The organism is Halopiger xanaduensis SH-6 (assembly GCF_000217715.1).
GTDB lineage: Archaea > Halobacteriota > Halobacteria > Halobacteriales > Natrialbaceae > Halopiger > Halopiger xanaduensis.
Genome location: NC_015666.1, coordinates 3,215,148 through 3,226,562 on the forward strand (window position 1 = coordinate 3,215,148; position 11,415 = coordinate 3,226,562).

The following is an 11,415-nucleotide window of genomic DNA, read 5'->3' on the forward strand; positions in this document are numbered from 1 at the left end:
ATGGTCGAGGCTACCCTCACGCCGATTCAGCGCGGGACGATCACCGCCGACGTGAACAACCTCCTCGAGGGCGCGCGGCTCGGGACGGCGGACGATCCGAACCCCGAAACCGAGCTGATCGAAGAACCGGTCTACAACGTCGTCATCGAGCACCCCGAGGGAACGATCCTCTGGGATACCGGCTCCCACCCCGACGCCGACGCGGGCCACTGGCCCGACGAGCTGTACGCCGCCTTCGAGCACACCGGCCTGCGGCCGCTCGAGGACGACCTCGCGGGTGCCGGCTACGACGTGGCGGATATCGACTGCGTGATCCAGACCCACCTCCACCTCGATCACGCGGGCGGGCTGTACGCCTTCGAGGGGACCGAGACGCCGATCTACGTCCACGAACGAGAGCTGAAGTACGCGTACTACAGCGCCAAAACGGACGCGTCGGACGGAGACGTCGCCTACCTCAGCGGCGACTTCGACCGCGACCTCGAGTGGGAGATCGTCCACGGCGACCGCGAACAGGGCTTCGCGGGTCTCGAGTTCGTCCACCTGCCCGGCCACACGCCGGGCCTCCTGGGGGTGGTGCTCGAACTCGAGGACGCGGGCACCGTCGTCCTCGCCGGCGATCAGGCCTACGTCCGCGCGAACTACCACGACGAACACCCGATGGGCGGCGGCCTCCTCTGGAGCAAGCGCCACTGGCTCGAGAGCCTGCGGTTCCTCAAGGACCTCGAGCGTCGGCAGGACGCCACCGTGATCTGCGGGCACGATGGCGAGGATCTCGAGCGGTTACGGTCGCTATAGGCCTCGGATCTAGTTCAGTACCGGGACGACCTCGAAGACCACGATCAGGTAGTACAGCGACACCGCGACCAGCACGATTCCGACGAGCCGGTTGATCGCGCCGCTGTACCGCGCCAGCGTCCGCGTCGCCCGCCGGCCGGCGGACTGGGAGACGACCGCGAGCGCCAGCAGCGGGGTGCCGATCCCCAGTCCGAACGCGAGAAAGCCCAGCAGGACCTCGAGTTGCGTGTCGAAGGCCGGGAACGCGACCGTCGAGCGGCCGAGAAAGAGCGCGATCAGGCCGGGGTTGCAGGGGATGACGATCGTCCCGAAGAAGAAGCCGTAGGCGAACGCCGACAGCGTCGGGTACCGGCTGTGGGGCGGTTCGATCGTCGGCAGGCGGGCGAAGCCGTTCGGCGCGACCACGAGGACGGCGCCGACGACGGCCAGGACGGCGAACGCGAGCGGCGAGAGGGCGGTGACGGCGTCGGAGATCGACCGCTGCAGAACGGTCGTCCACACCGCTCCGAGGGCGACCATGAACGCGAGCACGCCCGCGACGACCAGCAAACCGAGCAGGACGGCCGACGGACCGTCCGTCCCGTCCCCGCCGCCGGCCTCGTTTTGCCTGCCGACCGACGCCAAATACGCGATGAAGCTCGGATACAGCGGCACGACGCAGGTCGCGGTCAGCGGCGTCGCAAGCCCCAGCAGGAAGAACTCGAGCAACGCGGCGGCGGTGGGTGGGAGGGTCATCGTGGCTGCGGGTCGAGTGCGGTCAGCGAGTCGAGTTGGGTGTGAGGATCGCCGCCGTCGTCCGCGCCCTGGCTTTGGTGACGACGGTGTCGGCCGGCGGGAGTAGACGGACACGAGGGACGCCCGATCACCGGTACTCCTCGATTACCGACGCGAGCGGGCCGGCGTCGACGATCTTCTCGAGGCGGTACGTCTCGCCGTTCGGATAGACGAGGACGAGCGGCGAGGAGGCGCTGACGGTCACTTCCTGGCCGAAGTCGTCGACGAGGCTGCTCGTGACCGCCTCCGGCGAGACGCCGAACCGCCAGTCGAACCCCTCGTCCGTGGCGTGCTCGCTGACCCGCTCGGGCGGGTAGTCCGGATCGATCGTGAGATCGACGATCTCGACGTCCGTCTCGCTCGCTTGCAGGTCGACGAACTGCCTGTGCTGGCTGTGACACACCGCGCAGCCGACCGCGAACGTGTGTACCACCGCCGGCCGGTCGAACTCCTCGATCGCGAACGTCTCGCCGGTCAGCACGTCCTCGAGCGTCGTCGTGCGCCAGGTTGCGCTTTCGTCGACGTCGACCGGTTCGGGGTCGATCGAGTCGTCGTCGCCGCCGTCGTTACCCCCTCCGTTTCCGTCGTCGCCGGCGGCGCAGCCCGCGAGAGTGACGATCGAGCCGGCACCCAGGCCGCGGAGCAGTGTCCGTCGGTCGACCGTTCCCTCGCTACGATCAGCCATACTGGTAACTAGTTCGGCCTGAACGAATACAACGGTTGTGGTACGACCGTCGACACGGTCGTTCCCGCTGAACTACGCGTCGCTCACCGTTTCGGAGTCGGGTGCGGGCACCGGGACGAGGCCGTCGAGATCGAACGCTCGATCCGGATCCAGCAGTCGGTACTCACCGTCCTCGAGCTCGACGACGCCCTCGTGCCGGAGGTGATCGAGATGGGCGTAGGCCTCGCCGGGCCCGTGGAGAATGTGAATACCCGCGAGGTCGCCGAACAGGTCCGCGCTGACGGTCCACGGATCGGCCGGCCCGTGCTCACGGAGGGCCTCGAGGACGTTTTCAGTCCGCTCGCGGTGGTGCATGGCGATCGTCAGCGCGCGCTCGGTCGGGTCCTCGATCGGGTCGCGGTGGCCGGGCCAGATCCGCTCGTAGTCGCACTCGGCGATCTGCCGAAGGGTCGTGAGATACTTCTCGAGGGGGCGCTCGACGCGGATGTCCGCGCCGCCGACGTTGGGCGTGTAGACCGGGAGCACGGCGTCGCCGACGAACGCCTCGGCGGCGGATTCGTCTCCGCCGTCGCCATCCAACTGTTCGAAACAGCACAGGCCCGCCGCGTGTCCGGGTGCGTGGACCGTCTCGAGTCGGCGGCCGCCGACCTCGAGCACGTCGCCGTCCGAAATCGGCGTCACGTCGACCGGCTCGCCCGTGATGCCGTCGGCGGCCTCGAGGAATCCCAGCAGTTCGTCGCGGGGCTCGTCGGGGACGCCCCACCGCTCGAGTGACTCGCGGCGTCGGCGTTCGAAGTCCTCGACGGCGTCTGGATCCTGTTCGACGAGCGGCGCGTCGGCCTCGTGGACGTAGACGGTCGCGCCCCCGGCGGCCTGAATTTCGCCGGCCAATCCGGCGTGATCCGGGTGGAAGTGCGTCAGAACGATCGCGTCGACGTCCGCAAAGTCGTAGCCGCGCTCGGCGAGCCCCTCGCGGAGTTGCGCCCGCGTGTCGGGCGTCGCGATGCCGGTATCGACGAGCGCGAGGTCGTCGTCCCCGGCGCCGCTCTCGTCCTCGAGCACGTAGGCGTTGTTGCGCCCCTCGAACTCCTCGTTCTCCAGCGTGATCCGGTCCATGTCGGGACACCATTCGCCGAGCGGCCATAATTCGACGGGTCGCGGAACGAACCGTCTGGATTTCGGGCCTCCCGCCGCGACCGCTGCTACTGCGGTCCGGACTCGATGACGTCCTCAGATTGATGCGCTGTGCTGTCCTCGTCGTCTCGCGAGTGCTCGGCCTCGATCGTGTACTCGAGCGGTCGAAGGTCGACGTCGCCGTAGAACCGCGGCAGTCCGAATTCGGACAGATGCACGCGTGGGTAGAGGCGGAGCCGGAGCGAGGTTTCCGGCTCGAGCGTAAGCGGGATGCCGTTCGTCGTCCCCGAGACGAGTCGGGATTCCTCGCCCTCGACGACCAGCTTACCCGACTCGAACAGCGGTTCCCGGCGTCGGTTTGCGGCCAGTTCCGAAATCGCCCGCTCGTGGGTCTGCGGGTCGAGATGGTATTCAGTCGTCGCATGAACCCGGACGTTGGAGTCGTTCCGTATCTTCAGAACGGTCTCGTACGAGACGTCGATCTCTGGCTGCCAGCCGTAATACAGGCAGAGTTTGATCAGATACGGCAGAGCGGCGACGAACGCGATCAGCAACGAGAGTTCGCCGACTGGAATCCGGTCGAGCATGTCGCTGTCGGCGACTAGTCGCAGTACCAACTGATGGTTCTTACTACTACTCGAACGAAACTGCGGTCTTGTGCTCCGCGGCAAAAGTCCAACCGAGACAGCGACTACCGGTGCGCTACCGTTGGTCGATAGAACGCCGGTGCGGCGGTTACCCCTCGAGTTCGGCCCGCAGCAACTGGTTCACGTCGCCGGGGTCCGCACTGCCGCCGGTCTTTTGCATGACCTGCCCGACGAGGAAGTTGATCGCACCGTCGTCGCCCGATTCGTAGTCCTCGACGGCACCGGGGTTCTCGTCGATCGCTTCGACGACCGCCTGCTGGACCTCGTCCTCGTCGGTCTTGCCGAGCCCTTCCTCCTTGACGACCTCGTCCGGCGTGCGGCCGTCGTCGAGCATCGACCGTAGCACCGTCTCGCGGGCGTTCTTCGCCGTGATCTCGTCCTCGGCGACGAGTTCGACGAGCCGGGTCACCTCCTCGAGGCGCCCCTCGATCTCGGTGATCTCCATGTCGCGGTAGTTGAGTTCGCCCAGCAGGTTGTCCGCGACCCACGTCGCCGCGAGGTCGGGGTCGAACTCCCGGGCGACGTTCTCGTAGAAGTCCGCGACCTGCTTGGTCGAGGTGAGTTTGGAGGCGGCCTCCTCGCTTAGGCCGTACTCCTCCCGGAACCGCTCGCGGCGCGCGGAGGGCAGTTCCGGAATCGAAATCTCGTCCTTCCAGTGGGCGACCCGCAGCGGCGGCAGGTCGGCCTCCTCGAAGTAGCGGTAGTCCTTCTCCTCTTCCTTCGAGCGCATCGAGACCGTGATCCCCCGCGACTCGTCCCAGTGGCGGGTCTCCTGCTCGACGGCGCGGCCGCGCTGGATCGCGTTCTTCTGGCGGGTCTCCTCGTAGGCCAGGGCCTTCTCGGCGCCCTTGTGGCTCGAGATGTTCTTGACCTCGGTGCGATTCGCGGCCTCGAGGGCCTCCTCGCCGATCTCGTCGACGCCGTCACCCTCGATGTCCTCCTCGGGGATGATCGAGAGGTTGGCGTCGATGCGCAGGCTGCCGTCGCGCTCGGCGTCGAAGACGCCCAGGTACTCGAGCACTTCCTCGAGTTCGGCGAGGAACGCCCGCACTTCGGAGGGGCTGCGGAAGTCCGGCGCCGTGACGATCTCCATCAGCGGCGTGCCGGCGCGGTTGTAGTCGACTAAGGTGTAGTCGGCGGTGTCGATCCCGCCGCCGACGTGCTGGAGGCTCCCCGGGTCTTCCTCGAGGTGGGCCCGCTGGATCGTCACCGAGCGGCGGGTGCCCTCGACGGCGACCTCGAGTTCGCCGTCGGCGCAGATCGGCTCGTCGTACTGGGTGATCTGGAAGTTCTTGGGCAGGTCGGGGTAGTAGTAGTTTTTCCGGTGGAACCGGGTCTCCTCGGGAATGTCCGCGTCGATGGCCTTGCCGATCTTGACGGCGGCCTCGACGGCGGCCTCGTTCAGCACGGGCAGGGCCCCCGGCAGCCCGAGACAGACCGGGCAGACGTTCTCGTTGGGCTCGTCGGTCGGCTCGGTCGAACAGCCGCAGAAGATCTTCGTGTCGGTCTCCAGCTGGACGTGGACCTCGAGGCCGATGACGGTCACGAGGTCGCCCTGCTGGACGGTCTGGGCAGTCATTGGGCCTCGATTCGGGCTGGTCGGGGTAAAGCGTAACGACTGGCGGTCGGCGACGCCGGCGGTCGCGGCCGTCGGGGCCGCGTCGCCGGGCGCGGTCGCAGGACGACACGCGTCAGAACAACCCCGAACTGCCGCTACAGCGATTCTGCGTGAACTGAATATACCGCTCGTCGCTTTCGTACTCGGTCCGGACTTCGATGTAGAGGGAGTCGGGTTCGTCGTCGTCCGGACAGCCGGGATAGTACCGATACGTCCCGTGCGTCGCAGGGGCGTCCTCGAGACGCACCCTGACGTGGTACGCGTCGTTCTCGAGAATCTCCGGCTCTCGGTGTTCGCCCGCGACGACGTCGGGGTCGTCCGGCGGCGCCTCGAGGTCGTACTGCTCTTGCAGCACGACCGCCTCAGAGTAGCGCTCGGCGTTCGGACGGGACAGTTCGACGTTCAGGGTGTGGGGTTCGGAATCGAAGTTCAGGAGGATCAGCGTCAGGGTGTCAGTACCGGGACGAAGGGCCGTATAACCGGCCAATCCGAGCGCGCTCACCCCGCCGCCGAGCGCGAGGACTTGTCTGCGGGAGACCATACTCGTCGTGGCTGGTCGACAGTACAAATAGGTGAAAGGTTCGGGTTGACAACCGGCCGATTGTAAGACGGCGTTGGTATTTTTGCCAGATGCCGTGGAAGCGCTAGCTGGAGGTGTGGTGAATGTCAACACGAGACGGCCAATCGTACTGGCGACGGTACCGTTCGGTACCGATCGTCTACAGGATCGGTGCAGCGTTCATCCTCGGATCGATCGTCGGCCTCGTGGTGGGCCAGCCCGCGACGGTACTCCAGCCGCTGGGCGATATCTTCGTCCGGCTGCTATCCATGATCGTCATCCCCATCGTGGTCTTCACCCTGCTGATGGGGATCAGACGGATTTCGCCGGCGCAGTTAGGTCGGATCGGCGGGCAGGTCATCGCGCTGTACGCCGTCATGTCGGCCATCGCGGTGTTCATCGGATTAGGCGTCGCGAACCTGGTGAACCCGGGAACGGGGCTGACGCTGGCCGAGGACGTCGAGTTCGAACCCGAGGAGACGCCGGACTTCGTCGAGGTGCTGGTCGGCATCGTCCCGGAGAATCCCATCGGCGCGATGGCGGAGGGCGACGTCCTCGCGACCATCTTCTTCGTCATCGTCTTCGGGCTCGCGTTGCTGTACCTCGAGGAGTCGAGCGACGACGAGACGGTGCAGGCGGGAATCGAGTCGATCTTCAACATCGTCGAAGCGGGGACGGAGGCGCTGTTCAAACTCGTCTGGGGGATCATGGAGTACGGCGTGATCGGCGTCTTCGCGCTGATGGCCGCCGTCTTCGGCGAGGCCGGCGCCGACGCGATCGCCTCCTTTGTGATCCTGATCGCGGCGCTGACCGTTGCGATCTTGCTCCACATCGGGATCGTCTACCTCGGCGGGCTGATCATGGTCCTGACCCGGCAGTCGCCCGTCGCCTTCCTCGCGGGCTCGAAGGACGCGATCGTCACCGCGCTCTCGATCCGCTCCTCGAGCGGCACGCTGCCGGTGACGATGTCCAACGCCGACGAGAACCTGCGGATCGACGAGAGCGTCTACGGGTTCTCGCTGCCGCTCGGCGCGACGATCAACATGGACGGGACGGCGATGTACCAGGGCGTCGTCGCCATCTTCGCGGCGAACCTCGTGGGCGTCCAGTTGAGCATCGTCGAGCAGGTGACCGTCGTCCTCATCGCCGTGCTCGCGAGCATCGGCGCCGGAGGCGTTCCCGGGACGGGGCTGATCATGCTGACGCTGGTGCTGACCCAGCTCGGGCTGCCCCTCGAGGTGGTCGGCTTCGTCGCCGGCGTCGACCCGATCCTCGATCGTCTGCGGACGATGACGAACGTGACCGGCGACCTCGCGGTGACGACGGTCGTCGCCCACTGGAACGACGCGATCGACTTCACCGGCGGGTCGTGGGCCGATCCGACGCAGGGGCTCGAGGTGGGCGGCGACACGGCTGCGGGCGGCGACTGACCCGGATCGGAGTCGCGACGCCGCTGCGGCCGTCGCCGCCGACTCGAACGTTCCGGCGTTTCAGTGCTGCGTTCGTCGGCTAACTCTCGGGCCGCAACGATTTGACGGATACTCCGAATCAGCGGAAAACTCGACGGCGGATCGGATGGAGGGAGCGCCGTTTTCCGATCAGCGAACGAGCGCTCTAGCGTACGCCGAGACGGCCTCGCTGAGGATAACAACGGCGAGTATCGTTAGCAGGATCATCGAGACGGACTGCCACGCGAAGGCGTTGACCGCGTGGAACAGTTCGAAACCGATCCCGCCGGCTCCGACGAATCCAAGGATCGTTGAGTCGCGGACGTTGATATCCCACCGATACACGGAGAGGCCGACCAGTGCGGGTTTAACCTGCGGAACGATCCCGTACAGCATCGTCTGCACCGACGAGGCGCCTGCAGCGCGAACCGCTTCGACTTGTCCGTAGTCAATCTCTTCGATCTCCTCGCTGAGCAACTTGCCGAGGAATCCGACGGACCTGAACGCGATGGCGACGACCCCGGCGAGCGGCCCCGAGCCGAAGACGACGACGAAGATCAGCGCCCAGACGATGGTGTTGACCGACCGACTCACGGTGACGGCCACTTTTCCGAGCCAGTAAGTCGCGACGTTCGGCGTCGTGTTTTCCGCCGCCAAAAGCGCGACCGGGATCGACATTACCAACGCTCCTGCGGTACCCAATACGGCGATATGTATCGTCTCGAGAAGCGGGCCGAGAATCTCGCCCGTGTAGGCGACGTCGGGCGGGTACATCCGGGTCAGCAGGTCGTTTATCTCCCGCGGGATCGTGCTCGTTTCGACGAATCCCATGTCGAGGTACTTCCAAGAGGCGACGACGACGATCGTCCCGGCGAGGAGAGCGACGAATCGACCGAGCCGCCGCCGCCGATCGAACCGTTCCCAGGTAGCGCTATCGACCGACATTACTGGTACCTCCGTCTAACGAGTGCGCTTACGCCTTCGGCGACGAGTACGACGGCGATGATTGCGATCAGGATCGCGGTCACGTAGCCGTAATCGTACCGCTCGAACGCCGTGAGGAGGATCGAGCCGATACCGCCAGCTCCGACGATTCCGACGATCGTCGACGTACGGATGTTGATATCCCAGCGGTAGACCGAGAGGCCGGCGAATCGCGGGACGATCTGTGGTACGACGCCGTACACCAGCGTCTGAATCGGCGACGCGCCCGTCGCACGGACGGCGTCGACGCTTCCCATATCGATGTCCTCCAGATCTTCGGCGAGCAGTTTCGAGAAGAACCCGACTGTCTTGAACGTGATCGTGATGATTCCGGCGAGGGGGCCGAGCCCGACCGCTTTCACGACGATAATCGCGACGATGATCGCGTTAAACGCGCGCGAGATGGAGATAAATCCGCGGTTGAGATAGTACAGCGGTTTCGGAGAGAGGTTCTCGGCGGCCATGAACGCGATCGGGACGCTGAGAACGATTCCCGTCACCGTCGATACCATCGCCATGGCGACGCTTTCGAGCATCTTGTCGACGATGCGAGCCGCCTGCCGGTCAGTCGCTCGCGGTGGGAAGAAGTCCCCGAGCAGCGTCACGCTCCGGCCGATACCCTCGATGACTCGAGACGGATTCACGCCGAGATCCCACGTTGACCAGAGGAAAAACGCCACGATTGCGGCGTAGACGCTCCACTTGATCTCGCGGCGACCGAATACGGTCGGTCGCTTCCACTGTCGGTTGCTCGTCGCCACGTCAGGTCCCTCCGACGGTTCGTTCCGATCGTTCGATCGCGTCGCCATCGGGCTCGGTCGTTCCGCCGTCGCGGGCCGATTCGTCCGTCTCCTCGATATCGGCAGTACGCCCTTTGCCGCGGTAGATGCGGTCCATACTCCGGTCGTCGAGTTCGCCCGGCGTCCCTTCGAAGACCAGTTCGCCGTCGTGGAGTCCGACGATGCGGTCGGCGTGAGACCGCGCTAGGTCGACCTCGTGGATATTGATTAACACCGGAACGCCCCGCTCGTCGGCGATGTCGGTCAATAATTCCATCACCACGTCTGACGTCTCCGGATCGAGGCTCGAAGTGGGTTCATCGACCAGGAGGATCTTCGGGTTCTGGATCACCGCGCGGGCGATGCCGACTCGCTGGCGCTGTCCGCCGGAGAGTTCGTCGGCGCGCTTGTTCTCCATGCCGCCGAGCCCGACGCGGTCGAGGATTTCGAAGGCGCGGTCGACGTCCTCGGCGGGAAAGTCCCGACGGAACGCCTTCCACGCGGAGAGGTGCCCCAGGCGACCCGTGAGAACGTTCTCCATCACGGTAAGTCGCTCGACGAGGTTGTACTCCTGGAAGATCATCCCGATGTCGCGGCGCGCCGAACGGAGGGCGTCGTTTTTCAGGCCCGTCAACTCCGTGCCGTCGAGGTAGATCTCGCCACTCGTGGGCTCCGTGAGACGATTCACGCACCTGATAAACGTACTCTTCCCCGCGCCGCTGGGGCCGATCATCGCGACCGTCTCGCTCCCCTCGACCGTCAGATCGACACCGTTCAGGGCCACGTCACCGGTCGAGTACGTCTTCCGGAGATCGGCTACCTCGAGCATCGGTTACTCACTCAGCGAACCCTGTTCGTACTCGACGTCGTTGTACCGCTGGATGACCATGATGTCGTACCAGTGTCTGCGGTACTCGATCGGCACGAACTCCGTGTAATCGGTCCGTTCGGCGTAGGCCGTTCCGCTGAAATCGGTCTCGAGCCACGCGGCCTTGATGCCTTCGATGATGTCCGGATGGAGGTTGTACCGGTAGGCGATCGGTCCGTTCGGGAACGGGTTCGACGCCCAGACGATTTTGAAGTCGTCGAACTCGAGACTGCTGTCGCCCTCGACGGTGTCTTTCATACAGGTCGAACAGATCGGACCGGCGTCGTAGTCCCCGTTTGCGATCCCGCGGGTTGTCTGGGAGTGGCCGCCGGAGAATTCGACCTCGTAGTCCTCTTCTGGCGTCACGTCGAACTCCTGATCGAACAGCGCCGACGGCGCCTGGTGGCCGGAGTTCGACGCCGGCTCCGCGTGGGCCATCGTGACGTCGTCTCGAGCGAAGTCTTCGACGCTCTGGATATCGTCGGCATCGGCTCGCGTCGTGGCGAACAGTCGGTACCCGAACGCACCGTCGGAGCCGATACCGACTGCGAACGGAACCGCACCGCAGAGGTTGACCGCGAACGCGGTCGTTCCGGTCGAGAAGTTGGCGATGTGTGCACGCTCCGACCGCATCGCTTCGACGGACGCCGCGTAGTTGTCGACCTTGTTGTACTCGACTTCCTTGCCGGTCTCCTCTCGGATGCGGTCGAATATCGCTTCGAAGTCCTCCTCGTATCGTCCCTGCACGTCCTCGCTGGGGCTCTCGGTGAAGACGAGCGTATCCGGATCCAGCCACTCGCTCTCGTTCTCCGGAGTCTCCTGGACCGGCTGGCCGTGGGGGACCTCGTCGACCTCGCGATCGCCCATGTTCTCCAGGTCCTCAGTGGAGCCGCGCTCGTACCCCGCATCGATGAGCGGGGACGCGAGGTAGTTGTTTTCCTCCCAGTTCGGAGTAGCGAATTCGAACTCGTCTCCGTCGGCTAACATCGGATCCCCGGATCCGTCTCCGCCGTTTCCACCGGACCCGTCAGAGCTGGTACAGCCTGCCAGTCCCGCAACGATAGTCGCAGCCGAACTCGTCAGGACAGTGCGCCGATCGGCGTAGTATTTCGACATCACGC

General features: G+C 65.4%; 12 protein-coding genes. 2 read left to right on the top strand and 10 right to left on the bottom strand.

Annotated features, from left to right (window positions below; translation table 11 throughout):
* A complete protein-coding gene (locus HALXA_RS15645; RefSeq protein ID WP_013881364.1) occupies positions 1-798 on the top strand; it encodes an N-acyl homoserine lactonase family protein in 798 nt (265 codons plus the stop codon).
* A gap of 9 nt (positions 799-807) precedes the next feature.
* Here the strand turns inward: HALXA_RS15645 and HALXA_RS15650 are convergent, their stop codons facing one another.
* The 6 genes from HALXA_RS15650 to HALXA_RS15675 all read right to left on the bottom strand — a co-directional run bounded on the left by HALXA_RS15650 (position 808) and on the right by HALXA_RS15675 (position 6,197).
* Positions 808-1,533, bottom strand: a complete 726-nt coding sequence (locus tag HALXA_RS15650; RefSeq protein ID WP_013881365.1) for a cytochrome c biogenesis protein CcdA — start codon at positions 1,531-1,533, stop codon at positions 808-810.
* 127 nt (positions 1,534-1,660) lie between these two features.
* Positions 1,661-2,257 carry a hypothetical protein gene (locus HALXA_RS15655; RefSeq protein ID WP_013881366.1) on the bottom strand — a complete coding sequence of 199 codons (597 nt, stop codon included), beginning with the start codon at positions 2,255-2,257 and terminating at the stop codon, positions 1,661-1,663.
* A gap of 72 nt (positions 2,258-2,329) precedes the next feature.
* Positions 2,330-3,373 carry an MBL fold metallo-hydrolase gene (locus tag HALXA_RS15660; RefSeq protein ID WP_013881367.1) on the bottom strand — a complete coding sequence of 348 codons (1,044 nt, stop codon included), beginning with the start codon at positions 3,371-3,373 and terminating at the stop codon, positions 2,330-2,332.
* 86 nt (positions 3,374-3,459) lie between these two features.
* Entirely contained in the window at positions 3,460-4,008 is a 549-nt protein-coding gene (locus HALXA_RS15665) for a hypothetical protein (protein ID WP_049895338.1), read from the bottom strand.
* Between the two features lie 118 nt (positions 4,009-4,126).
* On the bottom strand, positions 4,127-5,617 hold the full coding sequence (gene gatB / locus HALXA_RS15670) for an Asp-tRNA(Asn)/Glu-tRNA(Gln) amidotransferase subunit GatB (RefSeq protein ID WP_013881369.1): 1,491 nt from the start codon (positions 5,615-5,617) through the stop codon (positions 4,127-4,129).
* A gap of 112 nt (positions 5,618-5,729) precedes the next feature.
* A complete protein-coding gene (locus HALXA_RS15675) occupies positions 5,730-6,197 on the bottom strand; it encodes a hypothetical protein (protein WP_013881370.1) in 468 nt (155 codons plus the stop codon).
* Positions 6,198-6,319: 122 nt separating this feature from the next.
* Here HALXA_RS15675 and HALXA_RS15680 point away from each other — a divergent pair, with 122 nt between their 5' ends.
* Entirely contained in the window at positions 6,320-7,645 is a 1,326-nt protein-coding gene (locus tag HALXA_RS15680; protein ID WP_013881371.1) for a dicarboxylate/amino acid:cation symporter, read from the top strand.
* 168 nt (positions 7,646-7,813) lie between these two features.
* Here the strand turns inward: HALXA_RS15680 and phnE (HALXA_RS15685) are convergent, their stop codons facing one another.
* The 4 genes from phnE (HALXA_RS15685) to phnD are packed head-to-tail and all read right to left on the bottom strand — an operon-like array spanning position 7,814 to position 11,281.
* Positions 7,814-8,608: a phosphonate ABC transporter, permease protein PhnE gene (gene phnE / locus HALXA_RS15685; RefSeq protein WP_013881372.1), complete on the bottom strand. Its 795-nt coding sequence runs from the start codon at positions 8,606-8,608 to the stop codon at positions 7,814-7,816.
* Positions 8,608-9,456: a phosphonate ABC transporter, permease protein PhnE gene (gene phnE / locus HALXA_RS15690; protein ID WP_013881373.1), complete on the bottom strand. Its 849-nt coding sequence runs from the start codon at positions 9,454-9,456 to the stop codon at positions 8,608-8,610. Before phnE (HALXA_RS15690) ends, phnE (HALXA_RS15685) begins: the two co-directional genes overlap by 1 nt.
* Positions 9,410-10,255 carry a phosphonate ABC transporter ATP-binding protein gene (gene phnC, locus HALXA_RS15695; protein WP_013881374.1) on the bottom strand — a complete coding sequence of 282 codons (846 nt, stop codon included), beginning with the start codon at positions 10,253-10,255 and terminating at the stop codon, positions 9,410-9,412. Before phnC ends, phnE (HALXA_RS15690) begins: the two co-directional genes overlap by 47 nt.
* A gap of 3 nt (positions 10,256-10,258) precedes the next feature.
* Positions 10,259-11,281 (bottom strand): phosphate/phosphite/phosphonate ABC transporter substrate-binding protein, encoded by a 1,023-nt coding sequence (gene phnD / locus HALXA_RS15700; RefSeq protein ID WP_049895339.1) that lies wholly within the window; start codon positions 11,279-11,281, stop codon positions 10,259-10,261.
* Positions 11,282-11,415 lie beyond the last annotated feature (134 nt).